Here is a 24130-nt window from a genome sequence, read left to right as displayed (position 1 = left end):
TGATACCTCTCAGGACGGCGAGATTCCGTGCTTCCGCGGCACATGCCGCTCACGCTTCGACAGGGTGACTTCCAGCGCCTTGATCAGCACCCGCCGCGAATCACGCGGCTCGATGACATCGTCGATCAACCCGCGCGCGGCGGCGACATATGGGTTGTTGAAGCGCTCCTGGTACTCTTCGACCAGTTCTCGCCGCTTTGCCTCCGGGTCGGGCGCACTCTTGACTTCGTTGCGGTACAGGATGTTGACCGCTCCCGCCGCGCCCATCACCGCAAGTTCAGCGTTGGGCCAGGCGTACAACAGGTCGCCGCGCAACCCTTTGCTGCTCATCACGCAGTAGGCGCCGCCGTAACTCTTGCGCAGAATGATCATCAGTTTGGGAACGACCGCTTCGGAATAGGCGTAGATCATCCGCGCGCCGTTGCGGATGATGCCGCCGTATTCCTGATTGGTGCCGGGCAGAAAGCCGGGAACATCCTGCAAGGTGATGATCGGGACGTTGTATGTATCGCAGATGCGGATAAAGTGCGCCGCCTTGATCGACGCTTTGATATCGATGCAACCGGCGAGCACCATTGGTTGGTTGGCGACGATTCCGACGACATAGCCGTTGAGTCGACCGAATCCGACGACCATATTCTGCGCCCAGAGGGCGTGCACCTCGAAGAAGCGTCCATCATCAAGAATGCTGCTGATCACCTTGCGGACATCGTAAGGTTTGGAGGGATCGACCGGAACGATCTCTTCCAGTTCCGGGCAGCGTCGCTCCGGGTCGTCCACCGGGCGCACATATGGCGGGTCGTCCTGATTGTTGAGCGGCAGGTAACTGAGCAGTTCGCGCGCCATCGCCAGGCATTCCTGATCGTCGCGCGCCAGGAAGTGGCTGACACCGCTTTCCTCAGCGTGCACCCGCCCGCCGCCGAGTTGCTCTTGCGTGACATCTTCCTGCATCACTGCTCGCACGACCTCAGGACCGGTGATGAACATGTAGGCGTTTTCGGTCATGAAAATGAAATCGGTCAGCGCCGGTGAATAAACCGCGCCGCCAGCGCACGGTCCCATGATCAGCGAAAGTTGCGGAATGACGCCCGACGCTTCGCAGTTTGCGTCGAAGATGCGCGCATACCCGCCAAGGCTATCGACACCCTCCTGGATCCGCGCTCCGCCGGAGTCGTTGATGGCGATGAAAGGGCAGCCGTACTTCAATGCCATGTGCATCGCCTTGACGATCTTGTTGGCGTGCATTTCGCCAAGCGATCCGCCCATTACCGATGCGTCCTGCGCCGCCACGAATGCGCGACGCCCATTGATCAATCCGAAGCCGGTCACAACACCATCGCCGTAGCGGGAACGCTTCCCGCCAGGGTACACGTCGTAGCGCGGAAGCACGAGCGTGTCGATCTCCTCGAACGTGCCCGGGTCGAAGAGCAGGTCGATCCGCTCACGCGCCGTCAGACGCCCTTTCTTGTGTTGCGCTTCAACGTCCTGCGCCGTTCCGCGAGCAATCGCCTTGCGCTGGCGCAGTTTCTCGATGTATTCCTGCATACTCGTCATGGTGAAACTCCATCTCCAATCCGTTGCACTTCTGCAATCGGAACGGCGGCGTGGGTCGCCTGTTCGCTGTCTGCGGTCGCCAGGGTGAGCACAAACCTGCCGATCTGTCGCCACCAACCACAGCGAACGGTTGCGTTCAGTTCAGGGGAGCATATCACCGTCACCGGCGACCATCCGTCTGCCACAGGCTCTTCGGGCAGACAGATAATGCAGCGCGTGTCCACCGTCAACCCGCGACGGATCGACTTGAGAGCGGCTTCCTTGGCGCTCCAGATCGCCGTCGTCAGCAAGGGTTGCGCCGATGGCGGCGCCCGGTGCACCCGCTCGATCTCTACGTCAGTGAAAAAATCACTCACGAATGCGGGATTGCGCTGCTCAATATATTCGATGTCGGCGCCTGGATGGCGCCCTGGAACGTCTGTCAGCGCACAAAAAGCATACCCGTGACTGTGGCTGATCGAGATCGCCAGCCGATTGATGAAGGCATATCCGTTTCGACTGTGCAGACGGGGTGCACCGTCTGGATCGGTTGTGATCACGATGTCGCTCAGTGCGGGTCGCCGTCCGGTGATCGACTCAATATACTGTGCTGTCAGACGCTTCGCCGTCCAGCGTCCCAGCAACCAGTCGCGGCGGCGCTTGTCGCGTTTCAGCGACTGGAAGCGCACCTGTTCGCCCATACTGAGCATCCCTTCCGGGACTTCAGCGCGGGCGAGCGCAGGATGATCGGCGAGCGTCTGGATCAGCCAGTGCATCATGGGGTAGACCTGTGAGGCGGGGCGTCAGGACCGGCGGAGAGCATACCCGACGCCCCGCATACGGTGAGATTACACATTCACCTCGCCCGGCAATCGCACCGTGCGATAGCCGCGCAGTTCGACATACACGTTGCCGTCGGTATCGACCACGTGCGCGTCATACGATGATCCGTTATTGATGGCGGTGACGAGTGCGTAGAGGCGTCGCCCTTCCGCACTCTCCGGATGCCGGTAGATAGTGACGCTCCCGATGGCAGCCGGTAGCGCCATTGCCCGATGCGTCACCATTTCCCACATGCCAGCCGTCTGGAAGCAGAGTTCGATCAACCGCGGCGCAACCAGCATGGGCGTCTCCGGCACGCTGTTCGGCGGTAATCCGTCGGTCATCAACGCCACTGCCTGATCGCCCATCACGCCGACACGCTCCATCACCTGGTACGCCGGACCGTGGAAGTAGACCCGGTAGATGCGTTCACGGTCGATGTCGAGCGCTTCGGCAGACGGCGGCGTGAAGTTGATCGTCCGCTCCTCAACCGGCGCCGTCGTAAGGTATACCTCACCGACGAAGTGAGTATCGAAGCGCGGTGGCATATCGGGGCGCGGTTGCACCATGCCGCGCAACGTCGTCTTCGCTACCAGCGTTCCGTGACCCGTGGGATGGATCGTCGCGCTCATGTAGAGTGTGCGCGGTTGACTGCGGTGGAACTTGAACGGGCTGCTGAACTGCTCGGTGATCGAGGCGACGCGGAAACCCGGCGTGAGAAGGGTGGCCAGTTCAGCAAATGCTTCGGTTCCCATCACGCCCGGTAGCACCGGCACCCCGTCGATCTGATGATCGTAGAGGAACGGTTGCTCCTTCGGATCAAGGGTCGTCTCCACCTCGATACCGCCGTACAGTTTGAAGGCTTTGACTGACCCGATCATCAGGCGACCGCCGGTATCGACCTTTGACAGGTCAAGGCCGCCGGTCTCGTCGAACTCCGCCCCCAGGATGCCGAGTCGCTGCCCGACGACGATTTCGCCACGGAAGGCGCTCTGCGTCAGTTCGCGGCGAATCGTCGGGATACCGGCTTCCGGCGGCAGCATGTCGATGCCGGCCATTTCCATGATCTTCGGAATGGACCCGCGGGTTGCCATCCCGATGCCGCCCCACGCAGTCCAGTCGATGGCGATGCCGCGCGTCTCCGGTCGCCACGAGCGCATACTGCTCGTCACCTTGCAGAGCAGGTCGTTGGCGGATGAGTAGTCGGACTGACCGCTGTTGCCGAAGCGACCGGCGACCGAACTGAACACCACCGCCGCGCCAATCGGCATACCTTTCGCCGCATTCAGGATGCTGAAGTAGCCGTCCGCCTTGATGTCGAACACCAGGTCGAACTCCTTCGGCTCCTTGTCTGGCAGCGCCTTGGAGATCTCAATCCCGCCGGCGTGCAGCAGGACATCGATCCGCCCATAGCGCTCGCGCACATCGGCGATGACCGCAGCAACGCCAGGACCGTCGAGCAGGTTGACGCTGAAGTAGTGCGCCGTACCGCCTGCAGCCTGGACTGCCTCAATAGCGCGCAATGCCGCCTCTTCACGCTCGATCGCCAGGATCTTGCGATCGATCATGACCGGCGTCGGTCGCTCGCCAGCCGCGCGGAAGTCGTCGATCAACTTGCGCTTGAGCGCCTCTTTGTCCTGGCGGAACAGCGCAATGTTGGGATCGTCCGGGTCTGGCTTCGGCGTCAGGTCGAGCAGGTAGAAAACACCGCCCGACGCCGCTGCCAGGTCGGCAGTGATAGCCGATGTGATGCCACCGGCCGCGCCGGTGACAACGAAAACGGTATCTTTGCCGAGATACATCCCTGGTGTGCCATCGACTGCCGGGCGCTCCTCGAAGGTGACCGTGTAGCGCAAACCGTCACGGTAGCCAACTTCGACAACACCGGGATCGAAGAGGGTCTCGGCAATCAGCAGGTCTGCCGGTTCTGCTGTCTTGCGTCCCGGTTCGAAGTCAACCGCTTTGACCAGAATGTTCTGCCGTTCGCGCTTGTACGACTTGGTGCATCCGACGACGGCGCCGCCGAGAGGTGCGCTGGCGCCCTCCGGTCCGTAGCCGTGCAGACCGCCGAGCCGCGTTGCCGAAACCAGGAATGTGCCGGGTCCGACAAGCGTGTCATACAGCGTTCGCAGGGTCAGGTAGAGATTCTTGACACGCACCCGGTTATGCTCGCGCCACGTCGCCAGGTCCATGTCTTCAATTGCCGGTTCGACATCGAGCGCTGGCAGCCAGTAGACGCCGTGGATCGGTCCTTCTGCCAGCCAGCCTTTGAGTTGCTGTTCGAGCGCTTCGGCGGATGGTGGTTCGTCGAACACCAGCGTGCCGACGCCGCGCTTCTCCAGCCGGTTGAGCAACGCCTTGCCGACGCCGCCACGATCCATCATCACGACGACGCGTGTGTTACCGTCGAGTACGACGCCGGTTGGCTTGCACAGTTCGATAGGCGGGCGCAGCGCCGGGACGACGACGCGGCGCGGAACCATATCGGCGTTCTCGACCGGAACGAGCGTCACGGCTGGTCGGGCTGCGGGTGCGGGAGCGGTCGGTGCGGAAGGATCAGCCACCGGTGCAACCGGTGTCGCTGACGCCTCTCCCGTCGGCTTGAGGTCGGGTCGGCGCTCGTAGACGAAGTTGATGACGTGGCGCAGGGTCGGATAGTCGCGCAGTTTCAGGTCCTCGACGCGCTCGATGCCGAACGCTTCGCGGATGGCGGCGAACGTCTCCGCCTGCTTGACGGTATCAACCCCCAGGTCAGCTTCCAGGTCAAGGTCGAGTTCGAGCATCTCCGGCGGGTAGCCGGTCTTCTCCGCCACGACTGCCAGCACCTTCGCAGTGACCGGGTCTGCCGCAACCGTTGTTGCTGTTGCAGGGGCAGGCGTTGCCGCAGCAACCGCTACAGGCGGGGCCGCCGGTTCAGGCGTTGGCGCGGCGGTCGGCTTGAGGTCGGGTCGGCGCTCGTAGACGAAGTTGATGACGTGGCGCAGGGTCGGATAGTCGCGCAGTTTCAGGTCCTCGACGCGCTCGATGCCGAACGCTTCGCGGATGGCGGCGAAGGTTTCCGCCTGCTTGACGGTATCAACCCCCAGGTCAGCTTCCAGGTCGAGATCGAGTTCGAGCATCTCCGGCGGGTAGCCGGTTTTCTCCGCCACGACTGCCAGCACCTTCGCAGTGACCGGGTCTGCCGCAACCGTTGTTGCTGTTGCAGGGGCAGGCGTTGCCGCAGCAACCGCTACAGGCGGGGCCGCCGGTTCAGGCGTTGGCGCGGCGGTCGGCTTGAGGTCGGGTCGGCGCTCGTAGACGAAGTTGATGACGTGGCGCAGGGTCGGATAGTCGCGCAGTTTCAGGTCCTCGACGCGCTCGATGCCGAACGCTTCGCGGATGGCGGCGAAGGTTTCCGCCTGCTTGACGGTATCAACCCCCAGGTCAGCTTCCAGGTCAAGGTCGAGGTCAAGCATCTCCGGCGGATAGCCGGTCTTCTCCGCCACGACCGCCAGCACACGCTCGGTCACCGGGTCGGCGACCGGCGCCGCTGCTGCCGCAGGTGTGACTGGCGCCGTCACGGGTGCAGACGTTGCTGCGGGTGCGGCGGCCATTGCCATTGCGGGTGCAGGAGCGGGCGCTGCCGACGGCTTGAGGTCGGGGCGGCGCTCGTAGACGAAGTTGATGACGTGGCGCAGGGTCGGATAGTCGCGCAGTTTCAGGTTCTCGATCCGCTCGATGCCGAACGCCTCGCGGATGGCGGCAAACGTCTCCGCCTGCTTGACGGTATCAACCCCCAGGTCAGCTTCCAGGTCAAGGTCGAGGTCAAGCATCTCCGGCGGATAGCCGGTCTTCTCCGCCACGACCGCCAGCACCTTTGCGGCGACCGGATCGGCGGCTGGCGCCGGTGCTGCCGCAGGCGCGGCTGGCGCTGCCACAGGTGCAGCGGCAGCCATTGCCATTGCGGGCGCAGGAGCGGGCGCTGCCAACGGCTTGAGGTCGGGGCGGCGTTCGTAGACAAAGTCGATGACGTGGCGCAGGGTCGGATAGTCGCGCAGTTTCAGGTTCTCGATCCGCTCGATGCCGAACGCCTCGCGGATGGCGGCGAACGTCTCCGCCTGCTTGACGGTATCGACCCCCAGGTCGGCTTCCAGGTCAAGGTCGAGGTCGAGCATCTCCGGCGGGTAGCCGGTCTTCTCCGCTACAACTGCCAGCACCTTTGCGGCGACCGGATCGACTGCCGGCGCCGCTGCCGGTGCGGGCACCGATGTCGGAGCGGGGGCAACTGCAGGCGCTGGTGCAGGTGGTGCAGCCACCGCAGGTGCGGCGACACTTGGCGCGGATGGTTTGAGTTCCGGTTTCTGCTTGTAGACGAAGCCAACCACATCGCGCAGGGTCGGGAAGTCGCGCAGTCGCAGATTTTCGACCTGCGGAATGCCGAATGCTTCACGCACTGCAACGAACGTTTCTGCCTGCTTGACCGTATCCACCCCCAGGTCGGCCTCCAGGTCGAGGTCGAGGTCGAGCATCTCCGGCGGGTAGCCGGTCTTCTCGGCTACGATTTGCAGCACTTTTGCTGTCACCCCATCCATTGCTGGTGCAGCGGTAACCGGCGCGGGTGCAGGCGCAACCGGTGCGGGTGCAGGCGCAACCGGCGCAGGCGCCGGTGCAACTGGCGGTGCAACGACCGGCTCGGGAGCCGGGGGTGGTGGTGCGACTGGCGCCGTCTCAACCGGTTTGCCGTTGATTGGCGCGGGAGCAACCGGTGCGGGCGGCTCAACCGGCTTTGGCGGAGGAGGTGGCGCGACCGGCGTGGGTTGAGGCGCGGGCGCGTACTGGATCGTGGCCGGCGCAACGGTCACACTGTCACCCGGTGCAGCAGCGCGCAGGGTCGGACCCGTACCAGGTTGCCACGTACTGGGCGCGGGGCGGCGCGCTGGCGCACCTTGCGCCTTGATGCGCAACACACGTTTCACCACTTCCGTTTCAGCGTGATCATACCCGCTCACCTGGTCGAGCCAGTAATCGTAGCGCGCGCGGTTATCAATCCGATCAATGCTTCCGGGGACGCGGCGCAGCAACGTCATCGCAATCTGCGAGCCAAAGCCGGCCGCCAGGTGCAACGCATACTGGACCGGGTAGCGTCCGCCACGGCTCAGGTTGAGCGTGCCCAGATCGGGATCGACCTCCTTATAGTTCGGAACCGGAGGCACAATACCGTGTTCAAGGATCTTGACAGCGATGACATCTTCAATGCCGACCCCCATCGGGTGCCCGGTAAAGCCTTTGGTGTTGGCGACGATCACCTGATTCGCCGCTTCGCCGAAGGTCTTGCGGAGTGCGACCACTTCTGCCGATGCGCTGCCGCCACGCGCGGGGGTGAACGTCTCGTGCGAGACGAAGACCAGGTGCGGCGCAATCGTTCGGCGGTCGATGCCAAAGCGACGTTCGGCGGCGGTCATCAGGCTGTTCATCACGCTGGAAATGTGCTCAACATCGAGGCGTGTGCCGTGGAAGGCGCTATTCGCCGCTTCCGTGCTGAGCACCTCAACGATGCCGCGCATACCACGTTCGCGCACCGCATCTTCGCTTTCGACCACCAGCGCGCATGCGCCCATCCCCAGGATCATGCCATGACGCCGACGGTCGAAGGGGAGCGCCGCCTCTTCGACGCGGTCATCGGTTGCAGCTGCGCCGGTTGCCAGGAAACCTGCGCCGATCCATCCCAGCAGATGGTCGCTGGTGACATTATCGGCGGCAATCACAAGGACGCGTCGGCAGCGACCGGTGCGAATCCAGTCTTCGGCAATGGCAATCGCCTGGGTGGTTGCAGCGCAGGCGGCATTGACGTGCGTGTTCGGACCGCGCGCGCCGATGTATTCGGCGAACTGGCTATGTCCCATCGCCAGAATGCGGAAGAGGAACCGCCGGTCGAAGACATACGGCTCACGTTCCAGCAGGCTGCGCAGTTCACCGATGCGTCGAACGATTTCGCTCAGTGTTGCGGGGTCGGTCGTTGTCTGGCGGAGCGCCTCCAGCATCTCCAGTTGTTCACGACGGTGTTCGTAGGTGTAGTACCGTTCAAACTCTTCCGCGACCCGGTCCAGACCTGGAAACGCCGAGGCGAAGATCACGCCGGTTTCATCACGCAGGGCTTCGGGCAACATCCAGCGATCCGGCAGGTCTTTCCCGGTGGTCGTTCGGCGGTAGGTCTGCACCAGTGGAATGCCCGCTTCGCGCAGTGCATCAAGACCGGCGGCCATCGCCAGTTGGGTCGTCGAGTCGAGCGCCTCGACAAGTTTGGCAGGCACGCCATACTCTTCACTGAGATTGAACGGTCCGGGGCGTCCGGCAAGGCGAATAACTTCGTCGGGTTCAGTCAGCGTCTCAAAACTGCCGCTGCCGTCTTCGCTCTTGACGACGCGCGTGATATTATGCGCCAGCATCTGGCGGCGGAAGCGCTCCGGGATCAGGTCGATGAACTGCTCGCCGTGCAGGATGCGCAACGCATTCTGCTCATCCATCACGGGTTTCTCGGCGCCGGGCAACCCCAAACCCGTACCCGAAATAACGACCGAACCGGTTGGTGGCAAATTGCGGTCGTACACCGGCGCGCCGGGTGTCGCAGGATGCACGGCTTGCGCGCCCTGGAGCGCCTGTACGAGAAGTTTCCCAAGCGTATCGATCGGTATGCCGTTGACCATATTCGCCTCTTCAGTGGTTGGTCGTGCTGGTGCGCTGGCGACGGCCGTCGCGCTGGCAACCGGCGCGGGTGTTGATACCGGTGCACTGACAACCGGCGCAGATGCGGACGCTGATGCGCTAACGACCGGTGCGGATGCACTGGCAACCGATGGTGCAGCAGACGCAACCGTCGCAGCGACCGTTGCGCTGCTCTGTGTCGCGCCATCCTGGCGAGCGTCTATCGTCTCATCAGCGAGACCATACCCCGCCGCATAGAGACCGCAGAGCGCCTGATTGAAACTCTGAAGCGTACCGGTCTTCGGATGGTTGGTAAACAGCGACACCACATCGGGCTTATTGCCCAGCACATCATCAACGAACCCCTTGAGCGCCTTCTTAGGTCCGACTTCGACGAAGCAGCGCACTCCCTCGCGGTAGAGGGTTTCAAGCCCCTTGACCCACTGAACCGGTGATGCGATCTGCTTTTCGAGAATATCCTTGATCTCTTCGACCGTGGTTGGATAGAGCTCACCGGTCACATTCGCGACCAGCGGGATGCGGGGCGGGGCGATATGGAAGCGGTCGAGCTGTTTCCGCAGCGGACCAGACGCCGGTGCGACGATGCGGGTATGGAAAGCGTGGCTGACCGGGATGCGCTGCGCCTGATACCCTTTCTGCGTGAAGACCTCGATGGCTCGCTCGACGGCTTTGCTGGCGCCGCCGATCACCACCTGGTTGTACGAGTTGATATTGGCGGGAATGACATACCCATCAATTTCGTTGAGGGTGCTCAACACCACATCGAGCGGACCCATCACCGCCGCCATCCAGCCATTATCATCAACCTTCACCTTGCTCATCTCGGCGCCACGCGCCGCCGACGCCTCCAGCGCCTCGGCGAACGGCATAATGCCAGCCGCATTCAGCGCAGCATACTCGCCAAGCGAGTGCCCCATCACCATATCCGGCTCGAAGCCGTATTCCTTGAGCAGGCGGCAGAGCGCAGCGTCGAGCATCAGCATCGCCGGTTGCGTAATCGCCGTCTGCATCAGGTCGTACTCAGCCTTCTTGAGCGCGTCGGGGTCATTTGCATCAACATAAATGTAACTGGTGAGCGGTTTGCCCAGGATCGGCGTCATCACCGCATCACCTTCTTTGATCACCTCAGCGAACGCCGGTTCACTGAGGAGTTCTCGCCCCATGTTGACATACTGGCTGCCCTGACCGGGGAAGAGGAAGGCGATCTTGCCGGGTTTGGGACCGCTGCCGCGGAAGACGCCCTGCGCCTGCAATGACTTCCATGCCGCAGGACTATCGAAACCGGCCGCTTTTTGCGCCTTTTTCAGGCGATCAAGCAGTTCGTCATGGTTGCCGAAGTCGATCACCACACGTTCCGGCTGTGCCAGTTCGTTCGGGTCGGGCGGCGCAACCGGCGGCGTCCAACCACCCTCGACTTTCTGGTAGATCGCATCGATCTTGTCCTTCAGCGCTTTTGGCGTTGGCGCCCCGATCGCCAGAATGCCGCGCAGTGGCATCTTGGCAGAGCGCAGTTTTGGTCCAGTGGGGGGTGGGGCGCTGGCGGTCACCGTGGACGATGCGACGCCCATCGCTGCTGTCGTGCTGCTGGTCGTACCGGTTTGGGGAACGGCGGCGCTGGCGTAGACCTTTGGCTCGGTGCGGATCATTCCCGGAATATACTCCTCGAGGACGACGTGGAAGTTCGTGCCGCCGAAGCCATAGGCGCTGACGCCGGCACGTCGCGGCGTGTTGCCGCGGCGTTCCCACTCGCGCGCTTCGGTGAGCAGGTAGAACGGTGTCGCGTTGAAGTTGATATTCGGGTTCGGCTTTTCGCAGTTCAGGGTTGGCGGCAGGATCTTGTGATAGATTGCCATCACCGCCTTCAGCAACCCGGCCGCACCCGCCCCCGCCTTGAGGTGGCCGATATTGCTCTTCACCGAACCAAGCCCGATGCTGCCGCGCTCCGCTCGACCGAAGCAGGACGACAGACTTTCAACCTCCACGACATCGCCAACGCGCGTGCTGGTGCCGTGCGCCTCAACCAGCGTCGCCGTCGCCGGGTCAAGCCCTGCATCCTGCCAGGCGCGCTCGACGGCGAGAATCTGCCCGATCGGGTTTGGCGCGGTAATCCCTTTCCCCTTGCCGTCGGACGAACCGCCAACGCCGCGGATGACGGCGTAGATCCGGTCACCGTCACGTTCGGCGTCGGCGAGCCGTTTGAGCAGGAAGGCGGCGGAACCTTCGCCCATCACAAAGCCATCAGCACCATCGCCGAAGGGTCGTGTGCCGGTGGCGGAGAGCGCGCCGATCTTGCAGAACTTTACAAACGTGCTGGCACCCATATTGCGATCCACGCCGCCGGTCAACACTGCGTCGCACTGATGATGGATGAGTTGTTCACACGCTGCATCGACTGCCGCAAGCGTCGAGGCGCAGGCGGCATCGGTAATGAAGTTCGGACCGCGCAGGTTCAGCACATTCGCCACGCGCCCCGAAACGATATTCGGCAGTTCGCCGGGCATCGTATCCTCGGTCACCGGCGGGAGACTGCGGTCGAGTTCTGCGTGCCACTGGGCAATCAGCGCCTGCTGCACGTCTCGCGGCAGGCGACGCCAGGCTTCGGTGCGTTCGAGCAGATGGACATAGTCGGGGAACACAATGCGCTGGTGCGTAATATAGTGCAACTCACCCCCCATTGCCGTTCCCAGAATGACGCCGGTGCGATCGGTATCGAGCGGACGTTCGGGATAGCCATAGTCGGCAAGCGCTTCGGCGGCGATTGTAACCGCCCACTGCTGCCCTTCGTCCATCGCAGCGGCAACGCGTGGCGGTATCTTGAATCGCTTCCAGTCGAAGGTGAACCCGCGCACCCAACCGCCAATCTTCGAGTAGGTCTTATCTGGAGCGGCAGGATCGGGATCGTAGTAATCCGCGATGCTCCAGCGCTCCGGCGGCGTTTCGGTAATGCTATAGCGCTTGTTCAGAATATTGTTCCAGAAGGCAGGCGCATTGGGGGCATCGGGAAGGATAGCGCCCACCCCGACAATCGCAATCGCCCGTTCTGCTGAGTCACTCATCGTTGTCTCCCTTTCAGGTTGCCGGGAATGCCTCGACCAGTTTCGCCGCGACAAAGTCCATATCTGCGATCTGCCCTGCCTGCGCCGCAAAGATGGCGGGCAGGTTGAGCGTATTTGCCAGGTTCGGATCGGTCTGACCAGCGCCGATCAGCCAGGCAAGCCCATCAGTTGCCACCTTATACGCCGCCATGCGCGCAAAAATGCGGGCAAGCGCCTGTTCGGTCGGAAGATCAAGCCCGGAGGCAACCGTCGGTTTGCTGGTCACGCGCTCACTGAAGATTGCCGCAGTTTCTGCCCAGGCGATCAGTTCACCGAGGCGGAACAGGATATGCTGATTGCGCGTCAGGCGGTCGATACGGGCGCGTTCGAGGATATTCGCCAGCGCATGCATCGCCAGTGCAGCGACGTTCGCGCCATTGTTCGGCTCGCGCTGATGCGCCTGTTCGACCCGCGCCGCCCAATCGTGGTAGTATGCGCCTTTGGTCTTCAGATGGAGTTGCCAGCGGTCGCGCGCAATCGTCCACTCCATGATTTCGGACGTACCCTCATAAATGCAGGTAATGCGCACATCACGCTTGATCTTCTCGACCATGTACTCTTTGGTGTAGCCGTAGCCGCCGTGAACCTGAATGGCATCTTCGGCAGCCTTGTTGCCGGCTTCGGTCGCCATATACTTCGCAACGGCGCCTTCGGTTTGCTGCTGATCGTTGCCGCCGTCAATCGTTTCGGCAACCCACTCGATATAGTGGCGCGCCGCTTCAAGCCGCGCGACATTCGGCACAATCAGTTTATGGGTCAGACCCTGCTGCTGGCTGAGCGGCTTGCCGCCCTGAATGCGTGTTTGCGCATAGCGAATGGCGCGCCGCATCGCTTCCCAACCGGCGCCAAGTCCAAATGACCCGACCATCAGGCGGGTATACCCGAAGACTGCCGCCGCCTGCGCCAGTCCTTTGCCTTCCACGCCGCCGACCAGACGATCGGCGGGTACGAAGACCTCATCGAGGAACAGCGCCGCAGTATTGGAGGCGCGAATGCCGTGCTTATCCTCCGGTTTGCCTTTGGTGAAGCCGGGTGCATCGTGCTCGACGATGAACCAGGAAATGCCGCCTGGCGCGTTTGCAAGAATGGTATAAATCTTTGCGACGCCGCCATTCGAGATCCACTGTTTTCGCCCGCTGATCTTGTAACCGATCACCTTGCCGTCTTCCACCACAGGCACGGCTTTGGTGGTGAGCGTCGCCAGGTCGGAACCGGCTTGCGGCTCGGTTGCCCCGTAGGCAACCAGCAAGCCCTCCTCGGCGATGCGCCCCATCCAGTATTTCTTCTGCTCCTCCGTACCGCCGACCGTGATCGGGTCAGTGCCGAGGAATGTCGCCAGAACGCCGGTGGCGATACCCAGGTCAATTGCAGCCATCGCCTCTGAAACCCGGTAAATATCGTAGGCGCCGCCGCCCAGACCGCCGTACTCCTCTGGGATGAACAACAGATGAATGCCCAGTTTGTCGGGGTCGTACAGGTCTTTCAGAACTTCGGCGGGGAATTCGTCGTTATGATCGAGTTGGCGGAGATATTCGGGCGTCAACTTTCGCGCTGCATATTCGCGCAGCGTCGCCAGAACCATATCAAGCGTCTCAACGTCCAGAGTGGTCATTGCCTGCTCCTCCTCACAACGTACCGCACGGTACACTTTGCACCTGACTTCACGGAAATCCGTTGCAGATTGTAGCGATGCGCACTGCGCCATGCAGGAAAGAACCATCTATCGTATGGAAAGAAGTCTTCACCTGTCTGTAACTTTTGCGGTACACTGCGCATCATGAGAAACACACCTCACACCACACCGCTCCTCATCGGACTGGCGCTGCTTCTGGTGCTGTATCTCGCCGTGAGCGCCTGGATCGGCGCCGGCGAGCAGGAACGTCTGTCCAGAGCGCGTGAACGTATTGCGGCGCGCGCCTTGTGGGAAGGACGTCCCTTCCGCGATTACCACCTGGTGGTTGAAGATGGCGACTGCACCTACGACGTGGTGGTACGACAGGGACAGATCGCCGGCAGGTACCGCGACAGTTGCAATCTTCGCGCGCGCACGATCGAAACACTCTTCCTCGTTGCCGAAGGCGACGGCACTGTAACGCCTGTCTGTGGCATTCACGGATGTATATGTGAAACGCACATTCGTGTTCTTGCCACCTACGATCCGGTATTGGGTTACCCGCGTTCACTCGTCATCGAAGCGACGCTCCGACCGAACTGGCGCCACCAGGACTTCTGGCGCAATGTTTTGTCCAGCGGTATCGCCCTGTGCCGTGGCGCGAGCCAGCGAACGATCAGCGTGTTGTACGTCGCTGCTGCAACCTGAGCCTGCGAAACAGCAACGTTCCTGGATACCCATATGATATGAATGAACTGGCAGATGGTTCGGAATGTCGTGGCGCGGATAAGCGGTACACCGCTGACCGGGTTCGTTGACAGTTCTTATTCTGACATAAAGCGCGCAAGATTGCAACCTTTTTTTGAGGTCATTTGACCACGATCGCGGTCTGTGCGCTGAGCGCTCCCTGATTTCGTAAGTGTTCACATGCCTTTCGGGAGCGAGGGCATCGTGCCCTCACGGACGTGACGAGGGCGTCCCGCCCTCGCTCCCAGGCGCGTGTGTCGCCCCAGGTGTGTGTGAGCAGTTACCTGATTTCAGTCTTTTGACATACTACGATCTGGATTCGTACCTCATGCGCATTGGCACGTATCTTTCCGGTGCATATCTGCATTTGTATTCAGTAGAAAAGATTGTAAGGGAGGAAGCATCTATGGCGCGCGTTGTTTGCCTGTCCGACACGGTCTCACTGGTGCGTGCAGTGCGTGAAGAAATCGCCGCCTGGGGGCATACCCTGTACCCGTTCCCATGCTCCCGTCTCAATGATGCGCTCCGGCAGGCAGTGCGGCAGGCATCGCCGGATGTTATCCTCCTCGAACTGACCGGCGCTACCGATAATCCGCACATCTACTTCTTCCTGCGCGCCGATCAATTCACCCGCAATGTTCCGGTGATCTTCCTTTCCGCCTCTCCTGATCTTGCAATGTTTGCCGAGGCGCTCGGTGCAAATGGGAGCCTCCGCATTCCCTTTGAGCGTGCGATGCTTCGTCGCGTGCTCGGCAACTATCTGGATATGCCCCGCGTGGTTGATACGCCGCGCATCGAGGTTCCTCGTTCAACAATCCAGCGCTACGCATCATTGCTGCAACGCCCGCAGTTGATGACAGTCGCTGCGCCAGCCTGGTAGCATGCCAGCCGGGTGTGGCGGCGCCTGTGCAACCAGGTCTTGCCATCGGTGCTGATGATCAGGGTCCGCTGCAAAGACGCAGCAGACTCGCAGCGCTCCATGACTTTAGTCCTATCCGCTGATCCGCCGTTTGTCCGGTTGTGTATCTGGACAAAATGACCTCTTTTATGAAATGCAGGTTCATGGTATCCTGCCGCCCGGCGTATGCGCACGCATGCACCATTGAGTCCACTGCAAATAAGGGTAGGTCACTGCAGCGGCGCAGCGTTCGCAGCGGACGATGCCAGAGCGAGTCGCTCCAGCGCCTCACGCTTCGCCGCGCATATGTTTGAAGTTCTCTGCGCGCCCGGCGTCTCGGCGGTGCGTTTTTGCAGTGAAGTCACCATTGTTATGATGAAAGGAGTGCACGATGGCTCCCCGCCCTCAGTCAGCAGCCAGCCGCGCCCGTCGAGCACAGGAGCGTCTCCGTGTATGCGGCGGCGGCGATGCCCTGCCCGCTGTGCTGACCTCACACGATGCAATCGCCTGCCTTGGACGGGCGTGGTTCCATCATCTGTTGCGCCACAATGCTCTGCCGGGTGTGCAGGTGATACGGTTCGGCGTGTGGCGCTGCGCACGCGAAACGTTTCTGACCTGGCTGGCGGAGATGGCGAACGAAGTCACCCTGCCAGCGGAAGATGTTGTCGACGCACCCGTGCGTAGCGTCGATACAGTCCGCACAACTGCCAGGGTGCGTCGTCGCAGTGCAACAACGCACAAGTAGGGCGCAGCGCCGCTGCGCCCGTGGTGCGCCCCTACGCCCCCGCGCGTGTCCGGCGTTCATTCCGCGCCCGTGGTGCGCCCCCGCGCGTGTCCGGCGTTCATTCCGCGCCCGTGGTGCGCCCCCTCACCGGGTAGATTTCTTGGCAAACCCCTGCGTGCCATCTTCCGTTTCAGGCATCAGGATGCCCAAACTCCCCCTTCTCCCCGTGTGGGAGAAGGGGGTTGGGGGGATGAGGGGCAAAGGCGCACGGGAATGTAGAACATCGCTTATCGCTCCCAAAGACTCGCCCGGCGTTCGTTCCGCGCCCGCTGCGCCTAGTATAATCTAACGGGACACGGTATACCGTTCTGCGCCAGGTTCACGAGATCGCCGCGGAGTGTTGGGTAGCCGTGTCCTTCAACGCGACCAAGCCGAACAGTTATCTGGGCCCTCAAACCCGCATATGCTAGCAAGGCTGGCGCCGTTTTCCTCAGGAGGTTCTGTGTATGGCTTCCCGTGAGTCGCTCTTTATCGGCATTGATGTCTCCAAACAGACGCTGGATGTGGCGTTTGGCGCCGACCCGCACGCGCCACTCGAGACGATACCGTCTACCGACGAAGGTGTCCAGCTCCTGGTCACGCGACTCCAGCGCCTGCAGCCGACCCTGATTGTGCTGGAGGCGACCGGCGGGCTGGAGCGCATGGTGTTCGCCCAACTGCTCCAGGCTGGCGTGCCGACGGCGCGGGTGCAGCCACGCCGCGTGCGCGCCCTGGCGCACGCGGAAGGACGCCAGGCGAAGACCGACCGCCTGGATGCCCGGTTGCTCGCCCGCTTTGCCGAACGGGTGCGCCCGCCGCACCACCAAGCGACGGACGAGCAGCGCGCATCCTTGCGCGACCTGCTGGTCCGGCGGGAGCAGGTGATTCAGATGCGGACGGCTGAGATCAATCGGTTGACGGCTGCCGCGCCGAACCTCCGCCCGGGCATCCAGCAGCATATTGATTGGCTGGATCAGGAGATCCGTGCGCTTGAGCAGGAACGCGACAACGAGGCGGAGCGCACCGACGAGGTGCGCCGGAAACGGGAGCTGCGCGAAAGCGTGCCCGGCATCGGCGCGATCACCGCACTGAACCTGCTGCTCCGCCTGCCCGAACTGGGGACCATCAATCGCAAGGAAGCGGCGGCCTTTGTGGGCGTTGCGCCGTATGCCAATCAGAGCGGCGCACAGCACAAACCCCGGCATATCTCCGGCGGCAGGAGGGATGTGCGCAGCGTGTTGTACATGGCGACCCTGGCGGCCACGCGGCGCCGTCTGGTCAGGCGCGCCTTCGATCAGCGCCTGTGTCAAGCTGGCAAGCCGCGCAAGGTCGCCATCGTCGCTGCGATGCGCAAGCTGCTGACTATTCTCGGCGCAATATTGCGTCAGCAAAAGCCCTGGGATCCGGCTGTGCATACGAGCGCCCCTTGACAAGCAACACAGTTACTCCGCGCCCGCGCCCCGCACCCGCCATTCGCCGGGATCATTCAGGAAAACGGCGCTGCCGGTTGTTTCCAGTCGGGGGGTGGTCCGCCATTGCAGAGCGCCAGCAACTCGTCAATCGACTCATCGACCGATAGTTCACCCGCCAGCACCGCTTCGCGGTACCGCGACACCCATGTGTAAATACGGGGCCAGCCGGTGCGGAACTCATCGTACACCAGGCGCGCCACGGGACCGCTGGTATCGAGATACCCGGTCGCAATAAAGTCGTATTCCGCCCGTTCGCGGTCATACGGCAGGCGCACGATTTCAGCGTGCCAGATTCCATCGCGCCACTCCATACGTCCATAACACGCACGCGTATCGCCGTCGAACGGCAATCCCACCGAACCGACATTCACGACCAGCGTTGAGTCGATCCGCCGGATGAGCGGACGATGCGTATGCCCGACCACAATCAGGGGGCAGGGAGGCGCAATCTGCTCGCGCAGTTCGTCGTCGGGGGTGGTTGCCAGCACATTGTCGCGGTTGTGACGCATCGATGCGTGCACAATACGCACCTCGCCGCCGGCGGGATCGTGCATGCTGATAATCTCCGGCAACCGTTCCAGTTCTGCCGCCGCCGCGCCGAGTTGATCCGCCGTCCAGCGCACATTGCGCCGGATTGCCCCTTCGATGCCGGGGCGATCAGTTGGATCATGCACGACGGAAATGACATAATCTTCGTGATTCCCGCGGATCAGACGCCATCCACTGTCCGCGCAGCGCTCCTGGACGAAGCGCAGGCACGCGGCGGAGGACGGACCACGGTTGACCACATCACCGCCGACAGCGATGGCGTCGGGGTTCCAGGCGGCAATATCGGCGGCAACGGCTGCGAGTGCGGGGAGGTTGCCATGAATATCGGCGAGAACGGCGATTTTCATACGTTTCCAGGTGATACGAGTGATGCGATCTTGTGTATAGTACCATGATTGACCCATCGGCAGGAGATGTGACTGTATTTGAGCAGATCGAAACGTTGTACGGCGCAGTCCGATGCCTGGAAGGGTACCAGATCGAACTTGAGCAGATGGAGCGGCTCGGCGTTCCGCTGGCTGCGATGCTGCATGCTCCCTCGTCTGCAGGTGAGTTGATAGTGTGCGTACCCTCCGATTCGGAACTGCTACCGCAGGAACGTCGGCGCCCGTGGTTCCGTGGTTAAGACGGTGAGCGGCTCAACCCGCATCCTCCCCTTTCTCCTGATTGTGAGAGTTCAGAAGGGAAGCGAGACGCGCATCGGCGAATGGAGCATGACGGACGCCCTGCGGTCTGATCGCGGGATCGCACACAGCCGCGTTTTGGTTCGTCAGGACGCCCAATTTCTCTCCCCTGTGTGCAGGAAAGACGGGCAGGGGAGTGAGGGAAAAAAGGTATCAGGACGCCCAAAGTCCCCCTTCTCCCCTTGTGGGAGAAGGAGTGCGGGGGGAGACTTACAGGAGAGGGTTGTTGGGGAAGCCCCTGTGTGCCATCTTCTGTTTCAGGCGTCAGGACGCCCAAACTCCCCCTTCTCCCCTTGTGGGAGAAGGAGTGCGGGGGGAGGCTTACAAGAGAGGGTTTTTGAGAAGCCCCTGTGTGCCATCTTCCGTTTCAGGCATCAGGACACCCAAACTCCCCCTTTTCCCCTTGTGGGTGAAGGGGGTTGGGGGGATGAGGGGCAAACGCGCCTGGAAATGCAGAACTCTACGAATCGCCTCGTCACCCCACGCGAATGCGCGTTCCGGCGCAGGTCTGCACATAGGCGTCGGGCAGGGCGCGCGCAATCGCGTGTTGCGCTTTCCAGCCGGTGCAGTGACCCGGCAGCACCAGTTTCGGCGCCATATCGGTCAATGCAGCGACCGTATCGGGAATGATCGGCTCGAACACCCGTCCAGAGAGGTGCAGCCCGCCGATGACGCCATAGATGTCGGTCACGCCGGTCAGTTTGCGGGCATAGTGGAGAATGTTGACGATCCCGGAATGGCTGCAGGCGGACAGCACAACCAGCCCCTGGTTGCGCACATGGACGACCAGCGCCTGATCGTCCCAGATCCACGGATCCGGCGTCCAATCACCGTCGTTGTCCCGCGCGAAGTGTCCGGGCATGCCCCGCTCAAATGACGTGACACGCTCCACCTGCCCGGTCACCAGAACCTGATTGTCAATCAGCAGCGACGGATCGCGCCGCTCGACAAGGACGACGCCTTCACGTTCGAGATCGGCGCGGTTGGGCGCCGGCAGATGCAGTTCGTTTCCGCCCGGAAACACTGCCTTGCGGTCGCGCCAGGCATCAGGATGCAGGACAAGAGGCAGATTCCGGCGACCGATGCGCGCCAGCAACCCGGAGAGGCCACCGTGATGATCGGTGTGACCGTGTGATAGCACAATCGCGCGCAGAATGCCGGGATCGACGCCGAGCACGTCCATGTTGTGAACCAGCGTTTCGCGCCCCATGCCGGTATCATACAGGATGGACGTGCGCTGTCCCTGGTTTTCAACGGTCACCAGCGCGGCGAAGCCATGCTCCGCCAGCAGCGGCGTCTGCTCAAAACTCTCCCAGCGCAACGGCGCACGGTGCACGTTTGAGGTGCTCGGGAGAAGCGCATCCATAACGTTATCCACCAGAATGGTCACTTCGACGGCATCGACGGGATGCAGTTCCACCGGTTGCGTGTCCATATCACATCCTCCTCCACAACGCATAGAAGAACCTGCCGGATTCAGCCGTAGCGCGATGGACGCCGCAGAATCGGAATGCGGGAAAGATGGGTTGAAGTGTGTCTATGGGCATACGGTGGGCGGCAGGTATATGTTGGCGCAATTATACGTAAATGTTACGGGCATGTCATGGTTGACGTTTGCTTCCTCTCAGGTTATAATCCGATAACCTTGCGATGTGCTGCATGAAAGAGTCTCCGCCAACTGATTAGTGGAATCTGACTTGTGACCGCTCACAGTCGCGTCATCTGGAGAACCGTTTTCAACCAGGGTTCTGGTTGAGCATTGTCGCCGTGGCGTGATTCTATCCGTCGCGCAGCGCCTGGCATGCCTCTGGATGAACAGAGGTGCGAACGTACAAATCGTTTCCTGCAAGTCTCGCCTGAGCACCGGTTCATGCGCGAGACTGCGAAGTCCGTCATCCGATGCTGGATAGGAAAGGGAACATCATGACCACCAAACTCTCACGACGCAGGTTCCTCAAGGTTGCTGCCGCGGGCGCAGGCGGCATTGGTGCAACGGCGCTGCTGGCGGCTTGTGGCGGCGCAGCGCCTCAGGGCGGTCAACCAACGGGCGGGCAGGCGCAACCTGCAGCGCCGGTTCAGGGTGACACAGTTGTCACGGAAATCACCTTCTGGTGGTGGGATCAGGTCGGTGAGGTCTGGAAAGAACCGTTCGAGAAGGCGCACCCCAACATCAAACTCAACTTCGTCAACACCCCCTTCGCCGATGCGCACGACAAACTTCTGACCTCGTTCGCCGCCGGAAGTGGCGCTCCCGATGTCGCCTCGATCGAGATTGGTCGCGTCGGCAATTTTACCGCCAAGGGCGGGCTTGCCGATCTGCTGGCGCCGCCGTTCGATGCGGGCAGTCTCAAGAATGATATGGTCGCCTATAAATGGACCCAGGGATCGACTGCCGATGGTCGCCTGGTCTGCCTGCCGTGGGATATCGGTCCTGCTGGGGTCTGGTATCGCACGGATATTTTCGAGGCGCTCGGTTTGCCAACCGAACCGGAAGCGGTAGAGGAGTTGATCGGCGGTCCGAACCGCACGTGGGACGATTTCTTCGCCTTTGCCAAACAACTCAAGGAAAAGAGCGGCGGGAAGACGTCCCTCTTTGCCGATGCCGGCACTGATATTTATGGCGCCGTCTATCGCCAGCAGGGTGAGGGGTATGCCGATGGCAACAAAGTGCTGATCGAAGAGAAGGCGACCCGTCCGTTCCAGCTCGCGGCGCGCGCCCGCAAGGAGGGGATCGATGCCAACATTCCCTGGTGGGGCGCCGAGTGGCAGACCGGCTTGAAGGACAATGCCTTTGCCGGAATGGTGATTGCCTGCTGGATGCAGGGCGGTCTGACACGCGAGCAGCCCGATCTGGTCGGGAAATGGCGTGTCATACGCGCTCCAGAAGCCAATTACAACTGGGGCGGTTCGTTCATGGCGATCCCGGAGCAGAGCAAGAACAAGGAGGCGGCCTGGACGTTCGTCAAGTGGGCATGCGCAACGGCGGAAGGGCAGAACATCATGTTCAAGGCGTCCGGCGTGTTTCCCGCATACAAGCCAGCCTGGCAGGATCCACTCTACGACGAACCGGTGCCGTTCTTCGGCGGTCAGCGCGCCTATCGCTTGTGGACCGAAATCGGTGACAATATCAAAGCTATCTTCCGTACACCGAACGATCTCCAGCTCGATGACATCGTTGGCGCAGAACTGACGAAGGTCTTGCAGGATGGCAAGGACCCCGTTCAGGCTGCGAAGGACGCCGAAGCAGAAGCGCTCAGGCGCATCCCCGATCTGCAAGGATAGCGTCGTCTGTCCAACGTGTCGTATCCGAACATCCTGATGGGTCCCGAAGATTCGTGCGATCTTCGGGACCTCCATGGAGGATCTGAGTCGTGGCTACCACATCTGTTTCTGTTGATCAGCAACGCGCTGCTGATCGGCGCTCCATGCGACGCGAGATGAAACGAAATATCTGGGCGTATGTGTTTATCTCGCCGTTCTACATCCTCTATGCCGTCTTTGGCATGTTTCCGCTGCTGTATGGCGTCTGGTTGAGCTTCTTCAAATGGGACGGCATATCACCGATGCAATGGATCGGTCTGCGCAACTATACACGCCTGTTTGCCGATGATATCTGGTGGTACGCCGTTTACAACACGATCTGGCTGTTTTTCGGCGCAACTGTGCCTCAGTTGACGATTGCTCTGATTCTGGCGTTCATTATCAACAGCAATTATATTCGCGGTAAGGATATTTACCGTGCGGCATTCTTCTCACCGTTCGTTGCATCTTCAGTCGCCATCAGTATCGTTTTTCTCTCGATTTTTGGTTCACGCTACGGTTTGCTCAACTATGCGCTCAGTTTCGTCGGAATAGGTCCAATTCGCTGGCTTGAAGATGCTGCGTGGATTAAACCTTCCATTGCGATGGTTATCATCTGGCAATGGACGGGATACAGCATGATCATTTTCCTTGCCGGTCTTCAGTCGATCAACACGGAGTTGTACGAAGCGGCAAAAGTCGATGGTGCGAGTACGCGTGAGGTCTTCTGGCATATCACCATGCCGCTGATGCGACCGGTGATTCTGTTTCAGGTCATTCTGTCAATTATCGGCGCGATGCAGAACTTTGATATTCCGGTGATGCTGGCGGGCGGCACGCAATCGTCGTCGCCAGGCGGCACGGATCGTGCCGGGTTGGTGGCGATGGTGCAGTTGTACTGGACGGCGTTCAAGTATGGCGATTTTGGCTATGCTGCTGCGATGGCATTGATCCTCTTTTTCATGATCCTGGTGTTCAGCATTGCCTACAACCGCTGGCAGGGTCGCAACCCAACCGATTGAAGGAGTGCGAGCATGGCAACGACAACCCAATCGCGTGCTACTGTCCGGTCTGCCCGGCGTCGCAGTCAGCGTGATCAGTTGATGGGTCCGTTCGGCATGGCGGTGCTGTATATTGTGCTGACGATCGGCGCGCTGGTGACCGCTTTTCCTTTCTATTTCATGCTCGTTGGCTCGACGTTGCGCAGCGCCGATATTTTGCGCATTCCACCGCCGCTCTGGTTTGGCAGTTCGTTCTGGAAGAACTATGAGGATCTGCTGGCGGCGCTGCCGTTCTGGAATTCGCTCTGGAATAGCGTGGCGATTTCGTCCATCCATACGGCGCTGGTGTTGTTCTTCTGTTCGCTGGGCGGGTATGGCTTCGCCAAGTTTCGCTTCCCAGGGCGTAATGCGCTGTTTGGGTTTTTGCTGGCGACGCTGATGGTTCCTGGCGTGCTGGGTCTGATTCCGTCCTTCGTCATTATGCGCACGCTGGGCTGGATCGATACCTGGAATCCGCTCATTATTCCGGGTATTGCAAATGCGTTTGGCATTTTCTGGATGCGTCAATATATCGCACAGGCGATCCCCGACGATCTGATCGATGCGGCGCGTATCGATGGGGCGCATGAGTTCCGCATCTACTGGAATATCGTCGTGCCGGTGATTGTGCCTGCGCTGGCGGCGCTTGCAATTCTGACGTTCCTCGGCAAGTGGAATGAGTTCCAGTTCCCCCTGCTGATTCTCAAGCAGGAGTCGAAGTATACGCTGCCGGTGGCGCTCAGCACGCTTCGTTCGCTGCGCGGCACCGAGATCGGTGTGCAGATTCTGGGGGCTGCCGGGGCGATTGTGCCGATTCTGACGGTGTTCATCCTGGCGTCGCGTCAGTTTATGTCGGGCCTGACGGCCAGCGCTGTCAAGGGGACGTGACAGCAGTATGGCGTGTTGGTTCGCGT

Annotated in this window: 14 protein-coding genes; 8 read left to right on the top strand and 6 right to left on the bottom strand. The window is 61.3% G+C overall.

Annotated elements, in window-relative coordinates; all coding sequences use genetic code 11:
- Positions 1–9 precede the first annotated feature (9 nt).
- The 4 genes from ROSERS_RS14960 to ROSERS_RS14945 all read right to left on the bottom strand — a co-directional run bounded on the left by ROSERS_RS14960 (position 10) and on the right by ROSERS_RS14945 (position 13764).
- Positions 10–1554, bottom strand: coding sequence for an acyl-CoA carboxylase subunit beta (locus tag ROSERS_RS14960; protein WP_011957619.1), 1545 nt, complete (start codon positions 1552–1554; stop codon positions 10–12).
- Complete coding sequence (locus tag ROSERS_RS14955) at positions 1551–2312, bottom strand: 4'-phosphopantetheinyl transferase family protein (protein WP_011957618.1); 762 nt, start codon at positions 2310–2312, stop codon at positions 1551–1553. Before ROSERS_RS14955 ends, ROSERS_RS14960 begins: the two co-directional genes overlap by 4 nt.
- Before the next feature lie 69 nt (positions 2313–2381).
- Entirely contained in the window at positions 2382–12113 is a 9732-nt protein-coding gene (locus ROSERS_RS14950) for a type I polyketide synthase (RefSeq protein ID WP_011957617.1), read from the bottom strand.
- A gap of 13 nt (positions 12114–12126) precedes the next feature.
- Positions 12127–13764: an acyl-CoA dehydrogenase family protein gene (locus ROSERS_RS14945; RefSeq protein WP_011957616.1), complete on the bottom strand. Its 1638-nt coding sequence runs from the start codon at positions 13762–13764 to the stop codon at positions 12127–12129.
- Positions 13765–13929: 165 nt separating this feature from the next.
- Between ROSERS_RS14945 and ROSERS_RS14940 the strand changes: the two genes are divergently transcribed.
- From ROSERS_RS14940 to ROSERS_RS14925, 4 genes are all read left to right on the top strand, one after another.
- Positions 13930–14472, top strand: coding sequence for a hypothetical protein (locus ROSERS_RS14940; RefSeq protein ID WP_011957615.1), 543 nt, complete (start codon positions 13930–13932; stop codon positions 14470–14472).
- Positions 14473–14917: 445 nt separating this feature from the next.
- Positions 14918–15391, top strand: a complete 474-nt coding sequence (locus ROSERS_RS14935) for a response regulator (RefSeq protein ID WP_011957614.1) — start codon at positions 14918–14920, stop codon at positions 15389–15391.
- A 409-nt stretch (positions 15392–15800) separates the two neighbouring features.
- Entirely contained in the window at positions 15801–16154 is a 354-nt protein-coding gene (locus ROSERS_RS14930; RefSeq protein ID WP_011957613.1) for a hypothetical protein, read from the top strand.
- Positions 16155–16639: 485 nt separating this feature from the next.
- Positions 16640–17602, top strand: a complete 963-nt coding sequence (locus ROSERS_RS14925; protein WP_011957612.1) for an IS110-like element ISRfsp2 family transposase — start codon at positions 16640–16642, stop codon at positions 17600–17602.
- 56 nt (positions 17603–17658) lie between these two features.
- Here ROSERS_RS14925 and ROSERS_RS14920 read toward each other — a convergent pair whose 3' ends face one another.
- Positions 17659–18540, bottom strand: coding sequence for a metallophosphoesterase family protein (locus ROSERS_RS14920; protein ID WP_011957611.1), 882 nt, complete (start codon positions 18538–18540; stop codon positions 17659–17661).
- Positions 18541–18608: 68 nt separating this feature from the next.
- Here ROSERS_RS14920 and ROSERS_RS14915 point away from each other — a divergent pair, with 68 nt between their 5' ends.
- Positions 18609–18818: a hypothetical protein gene (locus ROSERS_RS14915; RefSeq protein ID WP_157041098.1), complete on the top strand. Its 210-nt coding sequence runs from the start codon at positions 18609–18611 to the stop codon at positions 18816–18818.
- Positions 18819–19351: 533 nt separating this feature from the next.
- Here the strand turns inward: ROSERS_RS14915 and ROSERS_RS14910 are convergent.
- On the bottom strand, positions 19352–20311 hold the full coding sequence (locus ROSERS_RS14910; protein ID WP_041333776.1) for an MBL fold metallo-hydrolase: 960 nt from the start codon (positions 20309–20311) through the stop codon (positions 19352–19354).
- A 488-nt stretch (positions 20312–20799) separates the two neighbouring features.
- Between ROSERS_RS14910 and ROSERS_RS14905 the strand changes: the two genes are divergently transcribed.
- From ROSERS_RS14905 to ROSERS_RS14895, 3 genes are all read left to right on the top strand, one after another.
- Positions 20800–22158 carry an extracellular solute-binding protein gene (locus ROSERS_RS14905; RefSeq protein WP_011957608.1) on the top strand — a complete coding sequence of 453 codons (1359 nt, stop codon included), beginning with the start codon at positions 20800–20802 and terminating at the stop codon, positions 22156–22158.
- Between the two features lie 89 nt (positions 22159–22247).
- Positions 22248–23198 carry a carbohydrate ABC transporter permease gene (locus tag ROSERS_RS14900; RefSeq protein ID WP_011957607.1) on the top strand — a complete coding sequence of 317 codons (951 nt, stop codon included), beginning with the start codon at positions 22248–22250 and terminating at the stop codon, positions 23196–23198.
- A gap of 12 nt (positions 23199–23210) precedes the next feature.
- A complete protein-coding gene (locus ROSERS_RS14895; protein WP_011957606.1) occupies positions 23211–24104 on the top strand; it encodes a carbohydrate ABC transporter permease in 894 nt (297 codons plus the stop codon).
- Positions 24105–24130 lie beyond the last annotated feature (26 nt).

The organism is Roseiflexus sp. RS-1 (assembly GCF_000016665.1).
GTDB lineage: Bacteria > Chloroflexota > Chloroflexia > Chloroflexales > Roseiflexaceae > Roseiflexus.
Note: the sequence above shows the minus strand (reverse complement) of the source record. Positions and strands in the feature narration are given on the sequence as shown.

Excerpts from the sequence above, each read along its gene's own strand:
- ROSERS_RS14960 (WP_011957619.1), bottom strand. The coding sequence starts at position 1,554 with ATGACGAGTATGCAGGAATACATCGAGAAACTGCGCCAGCGCAAGGCG.
- ROSERS_RS14955 (WP_011957618.1), bottom strand. The coding sequence starts at position 2,312 with ATGATGCACTGGCTGATCCAGACGCTCGCCGATCATCCTGCGCTCGCC.
- ROSERS_RS14950 (WP_011957617.1), bottom strand. The coding sequence starts at position 12,113 with ATGAGTGACTCAGCAGAACGGGCGATTGCGATTGTCGGGGTGGGCGCT.
- ROSERS_RS14945 (WP_011957616.1), bottom strand. The coding sequence starts at position 13,764 with ATGACCACTCTGGACGTTGAGACGCTTGATATGGTTCTGGCGACGCTG.
- ROSERS_RS14940 (WP_011957615.1), top strand. The coding sequence starts at position 13,930 with ATGAGAAACACACCTCACACCACACCGCTCCTCATCGGACTGGCGCTG.
- ROSERS_RS14935 (WP_011957614.1), top strand. The coding sequence starts at position 14,918 with ATGGCGCGCGTTGTTTGCCTGTCCGACACGGTCTCACTGGTGCGTGCA.
- ROSERS_RS14930 (WP_011957613.1), top strand. The coding sequence starts at position 15,801 with ATGGCTCCCCGCCCTCAGTCAGCAGCCAGCCGCGCCCGTCGAGCACAG.
- ROSERS_RS14925 (WP_011957612.1), top strand. The coding sequence starts at position 16,640 with ATGGCTTCCCGTGAGTCGCTCTTTATCGGCATTGATGTCTCCAAACAG.
- ROSERS_RS14920 (WP_011957611.1), bottom strand. The coding sequence starts at position 18,540 with ATGAAAATCGCCGTTCTCGCCGATATTCATGGCAACCTCCCCGCACTC.
- ROSERS_RS14910 (WP_041333776.1), bottom strand. The coding sequence starts at position 20,311 with ATGGACACGCAACCGGTGGAACTGCATCCCGTCGATGCCGTCGAAGTG.
- ROSERS_RS14905 (WP_011957608.1), top strand. The coding sequence starts at position 20,800 with ATGACCACCAAACTCTCACGACGCAGGTTCCTCAAGGTTGCTGCCGCG.
- ROSERS_RS14895 (WP_011957606.1), top strand. The coding sequence starts at position 23,211 with ATGGCAACGACAACCCAATCGCGTGCTACTGTCCGGTCTGCCCGGCGT.